At 69.3% G+C, this 18,049-nt stretch carries 19 protein-coding genes, 1 other RNA gene and 2 pseudogenes; 14 read left to right on the top strand and 8 right to left on the bottom strand.

Going from position 1 to position 18,049, the window contains the following annotated elements:
* Positions 1 to 69: 69 nt before the first annotated feature.
* From MA875_RS03295 to MA875_RS03285, 3 genes are read left to right on the top strand one after another with little or no spacing between them, the layout of a single operon-like run.
* Positions 70 to 396, top strand: coding sequence for a TadE family protein (locus tag MA875_RS03295; protein ID WP_248240654.1), 327 nt, complete (start codon positions 70 to 72; stop codon positions 394 to 396).
* Complete coding sequence (locus tag MA875_RS03290) at positions 371 to 847, top strand: TadE family protein (RefSeq protein WP_248240252.1); 477 nt, start codon at positions 371 to 373, stop codon at positions 845 to 847. Before MA875_RS03295 ends, MA875_RS03290 begins: the two co-directional genes overlap by 26 nt.
* A complete protein-coding gene (locus MA875_RS03285) occupies positions 844 to 1,290 on the top strand; it encodes a pilus assembly protein TadG-related protein (RefSeq protein ID WP_248240250.1) in 447 nt (148 codons plus the stop codon). Before MA875_RS03290 ends, MA875_RS03285 begins: the two co-directional genes overlap by 4 nt.
* A 19-nt stretch (positions 1,291 to 1,309) precedes the next feature.
* Here the strand turns inward: MA875_RS03285 and MA875_RS03280 are convergent, their stop codons facing one another.
* Positions 1,310 to 1,699: a DUF1304 domain-containing protein gene (locus MA875_RS03280; protein ID WP_248240248.1), complete on the bottom strand. Its 390-nt coding sequence runs from the start codon at positions 1,697 to 1,699 to the stop codon at positions 1,310 to 1,312.
* A 30-nt stretch (positions 1,700 to 1,729) separates the two neighbouring features.
* Entirely contained in the window at positions 1,730 to 3,061 is a 1,332-nt protein-coding gene (locus tag MA875_RS03275) for an MFS transporter (RefSeq protein WP_248240246.1), read from the bottom strand.
* A gap of 20 nt (positions 3,062 to 3,081) precedes the next feature.
* On the opposite strand from MA875_RS03275, the gene prfB reads away from it, so the two are divergent.
* From prfB to smpB, 4 genes are all read left to right on the top strand, one after another.
* Positions 3,082 to 4,194: a peptide chain release factor 2 gene (gene prfB, locus MA875_RS03270; RefSeq protein WP_248240244.1), complete on the top strand. Its 1,113-nt coding sequence runs from the start codon at positions 3,082 to 3,084 to the stop codon at positions 4,192 to 4,194.
* 65 nt (positions 4,195 to 4,259) lie between these two features.
* The gene (ftsE, locus tag MA875_RS03265; RefSeq protein WP_248240243.1) at positions 4,260 to 5,312 is read left to right on the top strand and encodes a cell division ATP-binding protein FtsE; all 1,053 of its coding nucleotides are present in this window, start codon (positions 4,260 to 4,262) and stop codon (positions 5,310 to 5,312) included.
* Complete coding sequence (gene ftsX, locus MA875_RS03260; protein WP_248240241.1) at positions 5,309 to 6,223, top strand: permease-like cell division protein FtsX; 915 nt, start codon at positions 5,309 to 5,311, stop codon at positions 6,221 to 6,223. Before ftsE ends, ftsX begins: the two co-directional genes overlap by 4 nt.
* A gap of 80 nt (positions 6,224 to 6,303) precedes the next feature.
* Positions 6,304 to 6,780 carry an SsrA-binding protein SmpB gene (gene smpB, locus MA875_RS03255; RefSeq protein WP_141938912.1) on the top strand — a complete coding sequence of 159 codons (477 nt, stop codon included), beginning with the start codon at positions 6,304 to 6,306 and terminating at the stop codon, positions 6,778 to 6,780.
* A gap of 3 nt (positions 6,781 to 6,783) precedes the next feature.
* Here smpB and MA875_RS03250 read toward each other — a convergent pair whose 3' ends face one another.
* Positions 6,784 to 7,452: an SIMPL domain-containing protein gene (locus MA875_RS03250; protein ID WP_248240239.1), complete on the bottom strand. Its 669-nt coding sequence runs from the start codon at positions 7,450 to 7,452 to the stop codon at positions 6,784 to 6,786.
* A gap of 124 nt (positions 7,453 to 7,576) precedes the next feature.
* On the opposite strand from MA875_RS03250, the gene MA875_RS03245 reads away from it, so the two are divergent.
* The 5 genes from MA875_RS03245 (at position 7,577) to ssrA (ending at position 10,975) form a co-directional block, all read left to right on the top strand.
* Positions 7,577 to 8,407, top strand: a complete 831-nt coding sequence (locus MA875_RS03245) for a DUF4397 domain-containing protein (RefSeq protein WP_248240237.1) — start codon at positions 7,577 to 7,579, stop codon at positions 8,405 to 8,407.
* Between the two features lie 47 nt (positions 8,408 to 8,454).
* Positions 8,455 to 9,069 carry a class F sortase gene (locus MA875_RS03240; protein ID WP_248240236.1) on the top strand — a complete coding sequence of 205 codons (615 nt, stop codon included), beginning with the start codon at positions 8,455 to 8,457 and terminating at the stop codon, positions 9,067 to 9,069.
* An 8-nt stretch (positions 9,070 to 9,077) separates the two neighbouring features.
* Positions 9,078 to 9,656, top strand: a complete 579-nt coding sequence (locus MA875_RS03235) for an RNA polymerase sigma factor (RefSeq protein WP_248240235.1) — start codon at positions 9,078 to 9,080, stop codon at positions 9,654 to 9,656.
* On the top strand, positions 9,643 to 10,449 hold the full coding sequence (locus MA875_RS03230; RefSeq protein ID WP_248240234.1) for an anti-sigma factor: 807 nt from the start codon (positions 9,643 to 9,645) through the stop codon (positions 10,447 to 10,449). Before MA875_RS03235 ends, MA875_RS03230 begins: the two co-directional genes overlap by 14 nt.
* 157 nt (positions 10,450 to 10,606) lie before the next feature.
* Positions 10,607 to 10,975, top strand: a transfer-messenger RNA (tmRNA) gene (ssrA, locus tag MA875_RS03225).
* A gap of 213 nt (positions 10,976 to 11,188) precedes the next feature.
* On the opposite strand, the gene MA875_RS03220 is transcribed toward ssrA, so the two are convergent.
* The 4 genes and pseudogenes from MA875_RS03220 to MA875_RS03205 form a co-directional block, all read right to left on the bottom strand.
* Entirely contained in the window at positions 11,189 to 12,355 is a 1,167-nt protein-coding gene (locus tag MA875_RS03220; RefSeq protein ID WP_194385019.1) for a site-specific integrase, read from the bottom strand.
* A gap of 232 nt (positions 12,356 to 12,587) precedes the next feature.
* Positions 12,588 to 13,869: pseudogene (locus MA875_RS03215) on the bottom strand (MFS transporter).
* A 202-nt stretch (positions 13,870 to 14,071) separates the two neighbouring features.
* Complete coding sequence (locus MA875_RS03210; RefSeq protein ID WP_194385021.1) at positions 14,072 to 14,341, bottom strand: hypothetical protein; 270 nt, start codon at positions 14,339 to 14,341, stop codon at positions 14,072 to 14,074.
* A gap of 53 nt (positions 14,342 to 14,394) precedes the next feature.
* Positions 14,395 to 14,721: an ArsR/SmtB family transcription factor gene (locus tag MA875_RS03205; protein ID WP_194385022.1), complete on the bottom strand. Its 327-nt coding sequence runs from the start codon at positions 14,719 to 14,721 to the stop codon at positions 14,395 to 14,397.
* Between the two features lie 183 nt (positions 14,722 to 14,904).
* Here MA875_RS03205 and MA875_RS03200 point away from each other — a divergent pair, with 183 nt between their 5' ends.
* Positions 14,905 to 15,189, top strand: coding sequence for a metal-sensitive transcriptional regulator (locus MA875_RS03200; protein ID WP_228178038.1), 285 nt, complete (start codon positions 14,905 to 14,907; stop codon positions 15,187 to 15,189).
* Positions 15,190 to 15,235: 46 nt separating this feature from the next.
* Positions 15,236 to 15,592 carry a heavy-metal-associated domain-containing protein gene (locus MA875_RS03195; protein WP_195691743.1) on the top strand — a complete coding sequence of 119 codons (357 nt, stop codon included), beginning with the start codon at positions 15,236 to 15,238 and terminating at the stop codon, positions 15,590 to 15,592.
* Positions 15,593 to 15,748: 156 nt separating this feature from the next.
* Here MA875_RS03195 and MA875_RS03190 read toward each other — a convergent pair.
* Positions 15,749 to 17,993 (bottom strand): annotated as a pseudogene (locus tag MA875_RS03190) (heavy metal translocating P-type ATPase).
* Positions 17,994 to 18,049 lie beyond the last annotated feature (56 nt).

The raw sequence follows: 18,049 nt of genomic DNA, 5'->3' as shown, positions 1-18,049 counted from the left end.
GATTCCCCGAGGACGGATGACACGGACGAACGCGGCTCCGCGCCGGTGGAGTTCGTGCTGGTCGGGGTGATGCTGACCGCGCTCACGCTGGCCGTCCTGCAGCTCGGGCTCGGCATCTACGTCAGAAACGTCGTCCACGACGCCGCCGTCGAGGGCGCGTATCACGCCGCCCTAGCGGATACGTCGCTGCGCGACGGCGTCGACCGCACCTCGCAGATCGTCACCCGCACCGTCGGCGCCGCCTACGCGGGCGACATCGCCGTCGCCGAGACCTCCGCCCTCGGGTACCCGGCGGTCGAGGTCACCGTGCGGGCGCCTCTTCCGGTGATCGGCCTCCTCGGTCTTCCCGGCGCGATGGAGGTGAGCGCGCATGCTCCGGTGGAGTCCTTCGACTGAACGGACACGAGACGACGACCCCGACGACCGGGGCTCCGCGGCGCTGGAGTTCATCGTGATCGGTCTGCTCCTCCTCGTTCCGCTCGTCTATGTCGTGGTCACCCTCGGGCTCATCCAGAGTCAAGCTCTCGGAGCGGAAGCAGGCGCTCGTCACGTCGCCCGCGCCGTCGCGGGCGCGAGCGACCCCGAGGACGCCGACCGGCGCGCCGAGCGCGTCCTGGCGTCGGTCTCCGACGAGTACGGCATCGATCCCAGCCGGATCGACCTCTCCGTCGAGTGCGCGCCCTCCGGCGCGGCGTGCCCACGGGCGGGTGCGACGCTCCTCGTGCGCCTGCGCAGCACCGTCCCGCTTCCCCTCGTTCCCCCTGTCTTCGGGCTCGACCGCGTCGCCGCCGTCCCCGTCGAGGCGACGGCCGCCCAGCGGGTCTCGCGCTTCTGGGAGGGCGGATGATCGCGAAGGCGCGACGGATCGCCGGCGGCTCTGCCGAGTCCTCGGACGACACCGGCAGCGTCCTGCTCCTGACGCTCGGCTACGCGATCCTGGCGCTGGTGGTCGTCCTCGTCTGCGTGGACGCGACGAGTCTCTACCTCGCGCAGAAGCGGGTCGATGCCGCTGCCGACGCGGCCGCCCTCGCGGGCGCCGACGGCTTCGAGCTGGTCGTCGACGACGGCGAGCCGCGCGCCCTCCTCACCGATGACGAGGTCGCGGAACTCGCCACGTCCCTGATCGATCAGTGGGGCGGTGATCTGCGGATCGTCTCGGCAGGCACGCCCGACGGCACATCGGCCCGGGTGCGGGTCGCGGGTACGTGGCGCCCCCCGGTCGCGACGCTCTTCGTCCCCGACGGGGTCGCCCTCGAGGCGACCGCGACCAGTCGCACCGCGCTGCGCTGACCCGCGCGGCGCCGCGCCGTCAGACGGCGAGCCCGAGGGCGAGCAGGATGATCGCGATCAGCGGCGGCACCGCCTGGATGGCGGCGGGTCGCAGCATCCGACGATTCGACAGCAGCAGCACGAGGCCCGCCGCGACCATCGATCCGGTGCCGACGAAGACCAGCGTCGCCCCGACGACGGTGATGCCGGCGGCGACGAGCACGATGCCCAGAAGCGCCGCGACGGCGAGGAACAGGTTGTAGAAGCCCTGGTTGAACGCCATCGCCTTCGTCGTCTGCGCCTCCTCGAGGCTGCGGATGCCGAAGGTCGCGCGCGTGCGGGCGCTGGTCCAGGTCAGCGACTCCATCACGAAGATGTAGAGGTGGATGAGCGCAGCGACAGCTGCGAAGACGAGACCTGCGACGACCATGTCCCGAGGGTACGCCCACCGCGCCGGAGGTCAGGGACGCGGCACGAACCGCGGCACCCAGCGCGCGAACGCCCCCGCTCCCACGAAGCCGACGACCCCGATGACCGCTGCCGCCACCGACAGCGACGCCGCCGCTGCGATCGCCGAGACGGCGAGGGGTGCGAGCGCACCACCGGCGTCCGTGAGTGTGCGCCACGAGCCCAGGAACGGTGCGGGATCCTCCGGTGGCGCCGCGTCCGCGCCCAGGGTCAGCAGGATCCCGCTGGACAGGCCGTTGCCGACCCCGAGCACCGCCCCGAACATCGCGAACCACATATCGGCGGAGGCGAGGTCGTGCGTGAAGGACAGGGCGAGGAACCCCGCCCCCATGAGGAGCATCGCGGGGAGGGCCGCCCACAGTCTGCCGAAGCGGTCCATCACCTGGCCGCTGGCGTAGAAGAGGGCGAAATCGATCGCGCCCGAGACCCCCACGACCAGCGCGATCGTCTGGGCATCCAGGCCGATCGAGACCCCCCACAGCGGGAGCACGACCTGCCGCGCCGACCGGACGGCGGAGAGGGATGCCGCGGCGACGCCGAGCCGCGACAGCACGGCGCGGTGGCGCCACATCGTGCGGAACACCCCCTCACGCGGCCCGTGGGCGCCCCGTACGGGCACCGGTCCCGTGGCGACCGGCTCACCGGTGTCGGTCTCACCGCCGCCCCCATCGCCGGCGCGGGGGGCCGGACGCGACGCATCGGCGCGCGCGTCGGCGATGACGAGTGCACGCTCGGGGTCGGGGCCGAGGAGGACGAGCGCGATGACGGCGGCGAGACACACGCCGAAGAACCAGATGCTCGCCGCCTCGCCGCCGAAGAGGGCGATGAGACCGGCGGAGACGAAGGGACCCACGAACATCCCGAGCCGGAAGGTGCCGCCCAGGAGCGACAGGGCCCGCGCGCGGAACGACAGCGGCACCCGGGTGGTCATGAACGAGTGGCGCGCGAGGCCGAAGGCCGCGGCACAGAAGCCGATGAGGAAGACCGAGGTGGCGAAGACACCGAGCCCCGGCGCGAGCGCCATCCCCACCACGCCCGCGAGGGAGAGCAGGCCCGCGATGACCATCGTGAGACGTTCTCCGATGCGCGCGACGGCGTATCCGGCGGGGATGTTGCCGCAGAGCTGCCCGACGACGAGGGCGGATGCGACGAGCGCCGCCGTGGCCACGTCGGCGCCCAGCCGTGCGGCGATGACCGGGATGAGCGGCAGGATCGCACCCTCGCCCAGCGCGAAGAGCAGGGTCGGCCCGTAGATCATCGGCGCGAAGCGGCCGAGCACCGCCGCCGCGCCGGGGGAGCGGGGCGGAAGATCTGGCACGGTCATCCACGTTAGTCTGGAGTGTCATGCTCGAATTCGATCCGTCCGACGACATCAAGGCCCTCCGGTCCACGTTCTCCGACATCAAGGCCGTCGTGGACGTCGACGCCCTGGAGTCCGAGATCGCGCGCCTCAGCGAAGAAGCCGGCGCCCCCGACCTCTGGGACGACGTGGACAAGGCGCAGAAGGTCACCAGCGCCCTCAGCCACCGCCAGAGCGAGCTGAAGCGCATCACCGACATCGAGCAGCGCCTCGACGACCTCGAGGTCCTCGTAGAGCTCGCCAACGAGATGGACGACGAGGATTCGGCCGAAGAGGCCCGCCACGAGATCGCCGAGCTGGAAGACGTCATCGGTCAGCTCGAGGTGCAGACGCTGCTCGACGGCGAGTACGACGATCGCTCCGCCGTCGTCACGATCCGCTCCGGCGCCGGCGGCGACGATGCGACAGACTTCGCCGAGATGCTGATGCGCATGTACCTGCGGTGGGCCGAGCGGCACAAATATCCCGTAAAGGTGATGGACACCTCTTACGCCGAGGGCGCCGGCATCAAGTCGGCCACGTTCGAGATCGATGCGCCGTACGCCTACGGCACGCTCTCGGTGGAGGCGGGGACTCATCGCCTCGCCCGGATCAGCCCGTTCGGCGCCGCCGACAAGCGTCAGACCTCGTTCGCCGCGGTCGAGGTGATCCCGGTGATGGAGGAGGCCGTCGAGGTCGACATCCCCGAGGGTGACATCCGCGTCGACGTGTTCCGCTCGTCCGGTCCCGGGGGGCAGTCGGTCAACACCACCGACTCGGCGGTGCGGATCACCCACCTCCCCACCGGGATCGTGGTGTCGATGCAGAACGAGAAGTCGCAGATCCAGAACCGAGCCGCCGCGATGCGCGTCCTGCAGACGCGCCTGCTCCTGCTCAAGCGCGAGGAGGAGGCGGCGAAGAAGAAGGAGCTCGCCGGCACCATCACGGCGAGCTGGGGCGATCAGATGCGCTCCTACTTCCTGTACGGGCAGCAGCTCGTCAAGGACCTCCGCACCGGCCACGAGGTGGGAAACCCCGCACCGGTCTTCGACGGCGACATCGACGGCTTCATCGCCGCCGGCATTCGGTGGCGCAAGCGCAAGGACGACGACGCCTGACGGATGACGCCGCGCCGGGTGTCGCTGGGCGCCTTGCGCGAACCGCCGCTTAGGCTCGTGACGCCATGATCCGGTTCGAGAACGTCACGAAGCACTATCGCGGCACCTCCCGCCCTGCCCTGAACAAGGTGGACTTCGAGGTGCTCCGCGGCGAATTCGTCTTCCTCGTCGGGGCGTCGGGGTCGGGGAAGTCCTCGTGCCTGCGCTTGATCCTGCGAGAGGACGTTCCCAGCGACGGGCGGGTGGTCGTGCTCGGCCGCGACGTCCGAACGCTCTCCAATCGCAAGGTTCCGTACTTCCGCCGCCACATCGGGGCGGTGTTCCAGGACTTCCGCCTCTTGCCGTCGAAGACGGTCTTCCAGAACGTCGCGTTCACACTGCAGGTGATCGGGTCATCCCGCGCCTTCATCCAGCAGGCCGTTCCCGAGGTGCTGGCGCTGGTGGGCCTGGCCGGCAAGGAGAAGCGGTTCCCGCACGAACTCTCCGGCGGGGAGCAGCAGCGTGTCGCCATCGCGCGCGCCCTGGCGAACCGGCCCCAGGTGCTCCTCGCCGACGAACCGACCGGGAACCTCGACCCGGCCACCTCGGTGGACATCATGCAGCTGCTCGCCCGCATCAACGCCAACGGCACCACGGTCGTGATGGCCACCCACGAGGCGGGTTTCGTCGACCAGATGAAGCGGCGTGTGATCGAGCTGAAGAACGGCGAGATGGTCCGTGACGAGCGCCATGGCGGGTACGGCGACACCTCGGCGATTCCGAGTCTCGCCCCCGAACCCGAGCGCGGCGCCGCGGCGGTGGCGGCCCTGACGGCGGTGCTCGAACTGCAGCGGGAAGCTGCGGCGATGGCCGGCACGAGTCTGCCGGTCGACTCCGTCGCCCCGCCCTGGGCGGGGGAGGGCCGAGACCTGACACCCGAGCCCGTGGCGGTTCCGGCCGCTCGGGCCGACGCAGACCGGCAGCCCGACGCCGCCCCGCCGCGCGAGATCACGCGGCCGCAGACGCAACCGGTGCCCGTCCAGGACATCCCGGAGGTGGAGGTCGCCGAGCTCGGCGTCGCCGACCGCTTGGGGCTCGGCCGCCGCGATCGCGACGATGAAGTGGGACCGACCTCATGAGGGTCGGTCTGGTGCTGGCCGAGGCCTTCACGGGGCTTCGCCGCAACGCGTCGATGGTCATCTCGGTGGTGCTCGTCACCTTCGTCTCCCTGACCTTCGTGGGAGCGGCCATCCTCATGCAGATGCAGATCGGCAAGATGGAGAGCTTCTGGGCCGACCGCGCGCAGGTGGCGATCAGCATGTGCACCTCGGTGTCGACCCAGGAGGGGACGTGTGCCGGCGGGGTGGCCACCGAGGACCAGATCGCCGCCGTGCAGAGCCAGCTCGACAGCCCCGCCATCGCGCCCCTCATCGACGCGGTGCGCTTCGAGAACCGGGACGAGGCCTACCAGAACGTCATCGACCTCCTCGGCGAGGACTACGCCAGCGTCATCACCCCCGACCAGCTGAACGAGACCTTCCGGATCAACCTCGTCGATCATCGACGCTCCGACGTCATCATCGAGGCCTTCCAGGGCATGGAGGGCGTCGAAGTCGTCGAGGATCAGCTGCAGTACCTCGATCCGCTGTTCTCGGCGCTGACCGTGGCGACCTACATCGCCGTGGGCATCGCCGCGCTCATGCTCATCGCCGCGGTCCTGCTCATCGCCACGACGATCCGGCTCTCGGCATTCGCCCGGCGCCGCGAGCTCGGGATCATGCGCATGGTGGGCGCGTCGAACCGATTCATCCAGACCCCGTTCGTCCTGGAGGGCGTCTTCGCCGCCCTGATCGGCTCGGTCCTCGCCAGTGTGACGGTCATCGTGGGACTGCATTTCGGCGTCGAAGAGCTCCGCGGCCGGGTCCAGTTCGTCACGACCTGGGTCGACGGCGGCGACGTCGCCGTGGTGATCCCCGTCATCGTCACGATCGGGGTCGTTCTGGCAGCGCTGTCGGCCAGCTTCGCCATCCGCCGCTGGCTTCGCACCTGAAGCTTGCTAAACTGGCGGGCTGCCGTGCGCGACCCGGATGATCGGATGCTGCCGCGCGGCCCTGAAGGAGGAGAGCGAGCATGGCACGCGAACGCGGTGAGAAGGTCATCGCGACGAATCGTCGCGCGCGCCACGACTACCTCATCGACAAGACCTATGAGGCGGGGCTGGTCCTCACCGGTACCGAGGTGAAGTCGCTGCGCCAGGGGCGGGCGAACCTCACCGACGGCTACGCCTACATCGACGGCGGGGAGGCCTTCCTCGATGCCGTTCACATCCCGGAGTACTCGCAGGGGCACTGGACCAACCACGCGGCCAAGCGCACCCGCAAGCTCCTCCTCCACAAGGACGAGATCGTCAAGCTCTCCCACGCGGTCTCGGCCGGGGGGTACACCCTCGTGCCGCTGCGTCTGTACTTCTCCGACGGTCGGGCGAAGGTGGAGATCGCGGTGGCGAAGGGCAAGCGCGAGTTCGACAAACGGCAGACCCTGCGGGAACGTCAGGATCGCCGCGAGGCGGAGCGGGCGATGCGCACCCGCAATCGACTCGGCGACTGATCTTCAGCGCGCGATGAATCGCGCGTCGACGGTGGCGCTGACGACCACGTCCGCCGGCTGCAGCCGGATGTCGGCACCGCCGGCGTCGCCGCTGAACGCCGCGCGCGCCATGAGCGGCCGCGCCGACTCACCCCGCCCGCCGCGATCGTCGCTGAGCATCCCGGCATCGGCGATCTCGACGGCGCTGACGGCGCTCAGCCCGAGCGCGCGGGCGTAGGCGGTCGCGCGTTCGACGGCGACGGTGACGGCCTCGGCGGCGACGGACCGTTCGAGTGCGGCCTTGGTCAGCGGCGAGAGGCGCCACTCGAGGCCGGAGAACTGCACCCCCTCCCGGGCGATGACCTCGCTCGCCCAGGCCGAGAGGGCGTCGAAGTCGGTGAAGGTCGCGGTCACCGTGACGGCGGCGTGGAAGACGGGCGCGAGACGCTTGCCTTCGGCGTTCCAGGGCCGCTCCGCCCACACCGACATGCCGTCGCTCGACCACTGGGCGACACGCCCCTCGGCTTCGGCCGTCGCGAGCTCATCCCGCAGCGGCGCCGTCCACGCCGACACGTCATGAACGACGCGCTCCCGGGCCGCTCCTTCGGCGCGGACCACCAGGGTGGCTACGGCCTCCTCGGGGGCCACCCGGGCCACATGTTCCCCGTGCACCGTCACCACGACCTCGCTCATGAGGGTGACTCTACGACGCGGAATCAGAAAAATCTCATGCTGCTGCATCCAAACGTGCGCGGTGCGGGGAAGTACTTCATGAAAGGCGGTGACCTTCACTGCCACTCACCCCAGGAGGATCTTCATGCGCAAGACCATGGTTGCCGGCCTCACGGTCGGCCTTGTCGCGGCACTGGGCCTTGCCCTTCCCGCCAACGCGAGCACGAGCGGCGAAGCTCAGCTTTCGGTGCTGCACGGCATCCCCGACACCCCCGTCGACGTCTGGGTCGACGGTGAGCTGACCCTGGACGACTTCCAGCCCGGCGACCTCGCCGGTCCTCTGCCGCTGCCGGCTGGCACCTACGCGGTGGCCATCACGGCTCCTGACGCGACTGACGCGAGCTCCCCGATCGAGGGCCTCGCAGCTGACGTCACCTTGGAAGCCGGCGTCAACTACACGGCGGTGGCCCACCTCAGCGCAGAGGGCACTCCGACGCTGACGCCCTTCGTCAACGACACCGCGCAGACCGCTGCGGGCGAAGGCCGCCTCACCGTCCGCCACGTCGCCGCGGCTCCGGCCGTCGACATCCTCGCCGGCGGCACCGCCGTCATCACCGGGCTCACCAACCCGAACGAGGACACGCTGAACCTGCCCGCCGGCACCGTGTCGGCCGCGGTCGCCCTGGAGGGAACGACCGACCCGGTCATCGGCCCGGCAGACGTCAACGTCGCCGAAGGAACGCTCACGATCGTCTACGCGTGGGGCTCGGCTGAGGCCGGCAACCTCGCGCTGGCCGTCCAGACGATCGACGGACTGCACGGTGGCCCCTCGGGTGGTGTCCCGTCGGGTGCCGGTGGCCAGCTGGCCGCGCAGGACACGCTCGTGCAGGGTGCGTGGCTTGCCGCCGGCCTCCTGGTCGCCCTCGGTGTCGCCGGTGGCACCGTGGTCGCCGTCCGTGCTCGCAGCGGACGCTGATCAGCGAGGATAGAAGGATGATGAGGGCGAGGCGAGCGGTACCGCTGGTGGCACTGCTCGTCCTCGCCCTCACCGGCTGCGGCACCGCGTCGGTCGAATCGGCGCCGCAGCCGGCCACCTCGCTTCCCGCCCCGGAGATCTCGGTCCCGGCGCCTACCCCCTCTGTTGAGATCCCCGTGGCGCCGGCCACACCCGCACCGGCCGCCGTCGTACCGGCCCCGGTGCGGGTGTCGGTCGCCGACGCGGGAATCGACGTCCCGGTGATCCCGGTCGGCGTCGATGCGAACCAGGCGATGGAGCTTCCTGAGGATCCCGCCGTGGCCGGGTGGTACCGCTTCGGTCCCGGCCCGCAGTCCCCGGAGGGGCGCACGGTCGTCTCGGCCCACGTCGATATGCCGGGCTACGGAATCGGCCCGTTCAGTCGCATCCGCGACCTGGCGCAGGGAACGCTCATCGAAGTGACCGACGACACGGGCAACCTCACCCGGTACCGACTGGACTCCGTCACCTACTACAAGAAGGCGGACCTGCCTGTCGATGACTTGTTCGCCAGGTCGGGTTCCCCCATGCTGGTGCTCATCACCTGTGGCGGACCGTTCGACGCCTCGATCGGTCGCTACGAGGACAATGTGGTGGCCCTCGCCACCCCCGTACAGGAGTGAGCGCCACGATGACCATCGACAATTCGGCGGTCTCCCCGCCGGGATCAGCCGACGAGGGCGTCGGCGAACGCTTCCGCGACGGGGATGAGAGGGCGCTCGAGGAGATCTACCGGCGCTGGTCGCCCGTGGTGTTCACCCTGGCGCTGCGCTCGCTCGGCGACCGCACCGACGCGGAAGACGTCACTCAGAAGACCTTCGTCTCCGCGTGGGGTTCGCGCGCGAGCTTCGATCCCGCCAAGGCGCGGGTGTCCACCTGGCTCATCGCCATCGCCCGGCGCCGCATCGCCGACACCCACGAGGCGCGCGCGCGGATCGGAGCCCTGCAGCGCGAGCTGGAGAGGTATGCCGAGCCGACAGGTCGTGACGCCCCCGAGGTGGACATCGGCGATACGATCCTTCTCGCCGATGAGATAAGCCGCTTGGAACCCGACGCCCGAGAAGTGGTCAAGCTCGCCTTCTACGACGATCTGACCCACCAGCAGATCGCCTCACGCCTGAACATGCCCCTCGGCACCGTCAAGAGCCATATCCGCCGAAGCCTTACCCGTCTGCGATCCCGATTGGAGGTGAGCCATGCCGCATCTTGAGTCGCACCTCGATCCCGAAGTCCTGACGCTCCTCGCGATCGGAGAGCCAGTGGCAACCCCTGCCGAACAGGATCACCTCAGCAGCTGCCCGCGCTGCGCAGTGGAGCTCTCCGCTCTGACCCGCACCGTCGTCGCAGGCCGCTCGACAGTCCTTCTGGAAGACCTGGAGTCCCCACCCGAGCGCGTCTGGTCACGTATCTCTGAAGAACTCGGCTTTTCCGCCCCCGCCGCGACCTCCGGTGCGGCTGCCGCCGCGGAGATCGACCCCGCCGCCGAGACCGCCCGGATGAACCCCGCGGACGTAGGAGCGCCCCGGTCTACGGGCGGCACGGCGCAGACGCCGGTGCCGCGGCGGCGACGCAGCGGGCTCATCAGGGGTCTGTTCGTCCTGGCCGCGAGCGTCGCTGTCCTGGGCGTCGTCGTGGGCGGGTGGGCGCTGACCCGGCAGGCAACGGTCGTCGAGCTGGCCTCTGCGGAGCTCACGGCGTTCCCCGACCACCCGGGCGCGGTGGGATCCGCCGTGGTGGTCGAACGCGGCGACGAGCGGGTCATCGAGGTGACCCTGGAGGCCGACGTCGATCCCGACAGCAACCGCGAAGTGTGGCTGATCACCGAAGACGCCACCGAGATCATCAGCCTCGGCATGCTGGAGGGACAGACCGGCGAGTTCGTCGTGCCCGACGCCGTCGATCTGCGCGAGTTCGTCCTAGTGGACGTCTCGGATGAGCCGGTGGACGGCGACCCGACCCACTCGGGCGATTCGATCGTCCGTGGAGCGCTGGACTTCGCCTGACGTGGTGGCGGTGCGCCGGGGAGAGGCACCCGGTGCGCCGCCATCCTGGCGGAATGGCGCGGCGCGGTCATCCGTTGTATCCTGATGTGCTCGGCCGGCACACGGCCGGGCATCACAATTCCACAGCGCGACAGCGGCTCCCTCTCGAGGGGTTCATGGGGATGATCGGTTTCGACATCGCCTGTGAATCTGCGGGAAGCGGGCCGAGGATGCAGAGTTATCTCGTTAACGATCTCTGCGAACCAATAAGTGCCGAACCTAAGCGCACTGAGTTCGCCCTCGCTGCCTAAGCGAGCCTGAACTCCGTCAGACCGTAGGTGTTCCCGCTACGGATTCTGGCGTCATCTAGGGGACTTGCTGCGTGACGGCGCCTGGACGTCACGCGGGACTCTTCCCAGGCTGGGCCTGTCGACTTAGGTGTCTGTGACAAAGGTCGGGGCCGAGTAGAACGTCTCCACAGACTGCGCCCGGAGAAGACGCAGTATCCCAGCGATGGACGGGGGTTCGATTCCCCCCATCTCCACTGCCGCTGTCACGGAGTTGAAGCCCCGCGATCCCTTACGAGAGTAGGGATCGCGGGGCTTTTCTTCGCCCGTGGATGAGCGGCGCGATACCGAGTCGCCCACAAATCGCCCACAAGCTTCTGGCGCATATAGGTCGAAAAGCGTGTCCGAAAGCCGCTAGTTGCAGTTCATGCGCCGTCGGTCGTTGAGCGAGCGCAGCGAGACGAAACGCCCCGTCAGGTCTCCCAGAGCCGCGCGACGTTCGCGTTGAGCCCACCCTGATTCATCCGTTCGGCCACGTCGGCGAGGTCGTCGTCGAAAAGGTCGGCGTAGGTGTCGAGCGTCATCGCCGCCGACTTGTGTCCCAGCATCCGCTGCACGGCCTTGACGTTCGCACCCGACGAGATCGCGAGGCTCGCGGCGGTGTGACGCAGGTCGTGCGGAGTCAGCCGCTCGATGTCGGCGAGGTCGAGCGCCGTGGTGAACCACGAGTTCACGCCGTGCTGCGTCTTCGCGCGGCGCAGATGCTTGCCCTGCAGATCGGTGAAGACCAGATCGTCGGCGCGCTTGCCGCGACACAGCTGCTCCAGCGGCTCTTCCAGGAAGGCCGGGAATGGCACCAGCCGGCGCTCCCAGTTCTTCGGTGTGCCGAGCACGATCTTGCCTTCGACCTCGACCGCCGCTCGCTGCACCTGAATTCGGTGTCTCGGGAAGATGATGTCGCTCACGTGCATGCCGATCGCTTCGCTCCACCGGAGGCCGCAGTACGAGAGCAGAAGGATCAGCGTCCTATGCGTGTCGTTGTTGGTCGCCTCGGCGAGGCGAACGACCTCGCTGTGGGTCAGGTAGCGACGCGGCTTCTGGGACTGTTTCGGGGGCAGATTCTGAGCGCCGCGAGCGACGTTTCGAGGGATGCGTCCGTCGCGCACAGCTGTGTCAAGGATGCCGGCGAGCACGCCGAGCGCGCGATAGACGACGCTTGCAGACCGGGGGCTTGCGCCGGCCTTCGCGCTCTTCGTCCGCGTCGTCGTCGCGGTGCCCTCCGACAGCTCTCGGATCCATTGCTCCACGTGCGACGCGCGAATGTCTCCGATCCGAACGTCGCCCCAGCGGGGGAGGACATACACCCGCCACGACGTGTTCAAGGAGCTGAACGAGGAAGCCTTGAGTGCGTGCTTCTTGTTGCGCAGCCACTCGACGCCCAGCGCTCCGACAGTGATACGCGCCTCACCGGGGTCGGTATAGGAGCCGTTCGAGCGCGAGACCTCGGTGTGCGCGAGGTAGAGCTCGGCGTCCTTCTTGGTGCGGAAGCCCTTCTTCTCGACCTGCTTCTGCTGGTCATCGCGCCAGCGCACGCGGTAGCGCTTGCCCGCCGCGATCTCGTACGCCGTGATGCTTCCCATGGGTGACCTCGGGGTCAGGGTAGCGCCGACCGCGGACGCTGGCGGGTGCGCTCGAGCTGCACCAGCGTGTCTTGCGGACAACTGTCGGTATTTGCATGATGGGCGACCGGTGACCTCGGGTAGTGCCCGGAAGAGGTGGGTGGGGTACGACCAGGATGGTGCACGATTGAGGCTCCGTCGTGCGCGCTCGGATCGGCGTCGGAGAGGGCGCGTTGGGAGCACCGCAGAGGGCTCAGGTGGCCGATGCTCCGTTGCGGTGTTGTGTGGAGAGAGTCTCGTACATCCTCCCGGCGACGATCGCGGCGACGACCGCGGAGATCGCTGCGGCGACCCACAGCGCGGCCTGCAGGCCGAGGAGGTCGGCGACGATTCCGCCGATGATTGCGCCGACGGCGTAGCCGAGGTCCCGCCAGACGCGGTAGACCCCGACGGCACGTGCACGCCAGGTGGGGTGGGCGACGTCTCCGACGACGGCGAGGAGGGTGGGGTAGACATCGCGGTGCCCAGGCCGAGAAGGATCGTCCCGGTCGCCCAGACGGTGAGGCTGCTGCCGGCGCCGATGATGACCAGGGCGATGGCCTGGAGGGCCATGCCGCCGGTGACGAGGTGCTTGCGGCCGATGCGGTCCGACAGGGCTCCGGTGAACAGCTGCCCGATGCCCCACACGCCCGGGTACAGCGCGAACAGGATCGCGATCTGCGCGGTGGGGAGGTCGCGGGTGGCGAACAGCAGGGGGAACAGTCCCCATGAGAGGCCGAAGTTCAGGTTGTTCACGAGCCCGGCGAGGCTGGCCGAGGCGAGCGCGGGTTCGCCGATGCTCGCGAGGAACCAGGTCCGCCGGTGCGTCAGGCCGGCGTCCTGGCTGGGCCGGGTGGTGGCGGGTGTGAGTTGTGCGGCCTCGGCGTGGGCGTGTCCGTGGGTTTCCCGTACGAAGATGCCGGTGATGATGAGCGCGAGGGCGGTGTAGGCGATGCCGAGCAGGAACGGTGCGGGGCGCAGCCCGTATTCGGTGGCGAGGTACCCGGCCAGGAGGGATGAGACGGCGACGGCGCCGTAGCCGGCGGCTTCGTTCAGTCCCATCGCGAGACCGCGCTGGCGGGGGCCGACGAGGTCGATCTTCATGACCACGGTCGCGTGGACCAGGTCAGGCCCTGGCTCACCCCGAGGAGCGCGTTCGCGGCGACGACCCATCCCCAGTCGGGTGCCCAGATCAGCATCAGCGGGACGGGCACTGCGACGAGCCACCCGGCCAGGAGCACCGGTTTGCGTCCGAATCTGTCCGAGAGGGTGCCGGCGAACCAGTTCGAGATCGCCTTGGTGACTCCGAACACGGCGACGTAGCTGAGCACCATGGTGTATCCGGTGATCCCGAACACGTCGCGCGCGAGCAACGGCAGGACGGTCTGCTCTTGACCGACCATGCCCCCGACGAGTGCGTTCACGGCGACGAGCAGCGCGAACTGCGGAGCGTTCTCCCGCAATCCGAGGCGCGGCGGCGGCGTAGCGGCGGTCATGCGATTCGTCGCGGCACTCGTCTGCCCGCGGGCTTCCCGCTGGGTGCTCGGCGCGCGGAGTCCGCCATGATGGGCGAGCAGTCAGCTGCGGAGCGGGATGCGGCGGGGGAGGCGCCTGTTGTGCGGGGAGGCTGGGCGTAGTCGAACAAGGGGGGCCTCGTGGGTTGCTTCTGAGGGGTGGTCTCGAGTCGCAGTCGGGTCGTCAGGACTGTTGCGACAGCGAGGTGGTGGCAAGCTCGCTGAGGACCTCGTCGGGGGTGATGTCGCCGCTGATCCGAACCCTGCGGCGTCCGGGTTCGTCGTGCAGTTCCACATTGGTGATGCGCGAGACGAAGGTGTCGCCGCACCCGCACGCGCCGACGTTGCACGAGGCCACGAACGCGTCCAGTACCTCCAGCGGTGTCTCACGGGGGAGGAGCAGGTCGACGCCTCCGTCGACGGTGAGAGCAGTCGGCGAGATCTGGGCGGTCATCGGATGGTTCCCTTTCGGCTGGTGTTCGGGGTCGGCGGTGGGGGAGATCGAGATCACTCGGCTGGCTCGCCGCCGGCCAGACCTTGGAGGACGTCAAGAGCGTCGCGGATGCCCTCGGTCGCGAGGCAGTAGTAGACGTAGCCGCCGCGCCGCTCCCCGACCACGAGACCGCGGTCGCGCAGGATGCGCAGGTGGTGAGACACGGTCGGCTGGCGTTCCCCGGTGGCCTCGACGATCGCGGTGACCGGCACGCACACGCCGTCCAAGGCGGTCAGGATCCGCAACCGGGTCGCGTCGCCCAGGGTGCGCAGGAACTCGGCCAGGGCGGACGCCTGGCCCGCCGCCATCGGCTCGTTCCCGCGAACGGGCGTCGTCTTCATCGTCACAGTGTGCTCCTCAAGGGCATATGTATATCTACCTATCTAGATATACCCACATCGTGGGTGGGATGCGGCAATGGCTGTTTCCGTCGACAACAGGCACTGACTCGGATCCGCCCAATCGCGCCTCTTTATACCCCATACCCCTAGCGGGTATATTGGATGGTGCGACGGAGGTGCGGGATGGCACACGGATATTCGGGCGACAAGCAGGCGCTGCTGATGAGGTTGCGTCGGGCCGAGGGCCAGGTGCGCGGGATCGCGCGAATGGTCGACGAGGAGGCCTACTGTATCGACGTCCTCACCCAGGTCTCCGCGGTCACGAAGGCGTTGGAGTCGGTTGCGCTGACTCTGCTGGAAGACCACCTCGGACATTGCGTCGCGGAAGCCGTCGGCGAAGGCGGGCCGGTCGCGCAGGAGAAGCTGCGTGAGGCGAACGCGGCCATCGCGCGCCTGGTGCGCTCATAGAAGCGCGCATTTCACATTCACTCAACGCTCGCGAAGGGAGCACATCATGGCCGGACAGGGATTGCGGGACCTCGGACTGCGGTCGACCAACGGTGGCGGCTGCGCGTGCTGCAGCCCCACCTCCCACAGCACTGCGACCAAGGACGCGGCCGCCCTCGTTGCGGAGCCGATCGAGGGCGACGAGGTGTCGGCTCAGTTCCTGGTCGAGGGCATGACCTGCTCGCACTGCGTGCGCAGCGTCACCGAGGAGGTGTCCGCGATCGATGGTGTCTCCGGTGTCGACGTCGATCTGAAGGCGGGCGGCGTATCGACGGTGACCGTGACCAGCACGGCGCCGGTGGATGCGGTGCAGGTGCGGCATGCGGTCGAGGAGGCCGGGTACAGCCTTGCGTCCACGTCATGAGCACGGGTCGGTGATGCGGTCTCCACAGCAACGGGGTGACTCCGCGGGCTGTTCAGTGATGGCGACCACGGGCTGACTCGACGAACGGCGCTCCCCCCGGGATCTTTGCCTGAGGGGAGCGCTGTTGCCGTCTGCGTGGTGATTCGCCGGGTGGCGTCAGCGGCCGAGGATCGTGCGGGCGCTGTTCGCCGGGGTGAGGTCGAGGCTCCGCAGCAGCTGCGCGTTGAGGGCGACCACCACCGTGGACAGCGACATCAGGATCGCCCCGACGGACACGGGGAGGACGAATCCGATGGGAGCGAGGACGCCGGCGGCGAGGGGCACGGAGATGAGGTTGTAGCCGGCCGCCCACCACAGGTTCTGCTTCATCTTCCGGTAGCTCGCTCGGGACAGCTCGATCACCGACAGCACGGACCGGGGATCGTCGCTGGCGAGGATCACGCCCGCGGAGGCGATGGCGACGTCGGTGCCGGCGCCGATCGCGATGCCGACGTCCGCTCGGGCGAGGGCGGGCGCGTCGTTGACGCCGTCTCCGACCATCGCGACGCGCTTGCCTTCGGCCTGCAGCTCGGCGATCTTGGCGGACTTGTCCTCGGGGCGCACGCGCGCGAACACCCGGTCGACGCCGAGGTCCTCGCCGACCGCGTGGGCGACGGCTTCGGCGTCGCCGGTGATCATCACGACCTCGATGCCGAGGGCATGGAGCGCGTCGACGGCATCGCGCGACTCGGGACGGACCTCGTCGGCGAGCTTGAGGCCGCCGATGGCCCGACCGTCTCGGACGACGTGGAGGATGATCGCGCCTTCCGCTCGCCACGCGTCGGCATCCTCGATCTCGTTGAGGCCGAGCTCTTCGAGGAGAGCGGGGCCGCCGACGCGGACTTCATGGTTCTCGACGGTCGCGGTCACCCCGACCGCGGGGGACGAGGTGAAGCCGGCAGCGGACGGGATGGTCAGATCCTTCTCGCGGGCAGCTCGCACGATGGCCTTGGCGAGGGGGTGTTCGCTGTCGGCTTCGGCGGCGGCCGCGAGTGCCAGAACGGTCTCGGCGGAGTCGGAATCGGCGGTGGAGATGCCGGTGACGGTCGGCTCGCCCTTGGTGAGGGTGCCGGTCTTGTCGAACAGGACCGCGTCGATGGTCCGCATGCTCTCCAGGGCGAGGCGGTCCTTGACGAGAACACCGCCGCGGGCCGCGCGCTCGGTGGCGATCGACACGACCAGGGGGATGGCCAGACCCCGCGCGTGGGGGCACGCGATCACCAGCACGGTGATCGTCCGGATCACCGCGGTGTCCGGGTCTCCGACGAGCGTCCAGACGAGCGCGGTGAGTGCGGCGGCACCCAGCGCGAACCAGAACAGCCAGCCGGCGGCGCGGTCGGCGATCCGCTGCGCCCTCGAGGTCGAGTTCTGCGCGTCGGCGACCAACCGCTGGATGCCGGCGAGGGTGGTGTCATCGCCCGTAGCGGTGACCTCGACCCGCAAGCCTGAATCTGTTGCGACGGTTCCGGCGGTCACCGTGTCGCCCGCGGTCCGGCTGACGGGGCGGGATTCGCCGGTGACCAATGGATTCGTCCATGTCGGCGCGGCCCTCCACGACCCTGCCGTCCGCGGGGACGCTGCCGCCGGGGCGGACGACGACCACATCGCCGAGTCGGAGGTCGGCGGGGGAGACGGTGACGACCTGGTCGCCTTCGACGCGTTCCGCTTCGTCGGGCAGGAGCGCGGCGAGGGAGTCCAGTGCGGAGGTGGTCTGCGCGAGGGACCGCATCTCGATCCAGTGGCCGAGCAGCATGATCACGATCAGCAGCGCGAGCTCCCACCAGAACTCGAGCTCACGGTGGAGGAGTCCGAGGGTGGCGCCCCAGGATGCGAAGAATGCGACGGAGATCGCGAGACCGATGAGGAGCATCATCGCGGGTTTGCGGGCTCGGAGTTCGCTGACCGCGCCGCTGAGGAACGGCCAGCCGCCCCAGAAGTACATCACGGTGCCCAGCACGGGAGAGATCAGCTGTGCTCCGGGGAACGAGGGAACCGAGTAGCCCAGGACCATCCCGAACATGCCGGAGAACGCCACGACCGGGACGGCGAGGATCAGGTTGATCCAGAACAGCCGCCGGAACTGGGCGACATGATGTGCGCCATGTCCGGCGTGCCCGCCATGGCCCGCATGCTCCCCGTGGTCGGCGTGGCTGTCATGACCGGCATGCTCCCCGTGGCTGTCATGTGCACCGTGGTCGGCGTGCGCGTCGTGGTCGGCGTGCGCACCGTGGTCGGCGTGCGCCTCATGGCCGCCGTGTCGGGCGTGCTCGTCGTGGACGGCCGCGTCGGTCGGCTTGGCCGCCGGGTCTGGGTGGTCGGTGGTGGTGCGCGCGTGGTGGTGGTGCGCGTGTGGGTCGATCATGGTGTGCTCCCTCGCTGTGGAGTGGGATGGGTGATGCCCACTCGTCCCTCACAAGA

The sequence above is a fragment of the Microbacterium kunmingense genome (assembly GCF_023155745.1).
In the GTDB taxonomy this organism is placed as follows: Bacteria; Actinomycetota; Actinomycetes; order Actinomycetales; family Microbacteriaceae; genus Microbacterium; species Microbacterium kunmingense.
The sequence above is the reverse complement of the archived record's forward strand: the minus strand, read 5'-3'. Positions and strand labels throughout refer to the sequence as shown.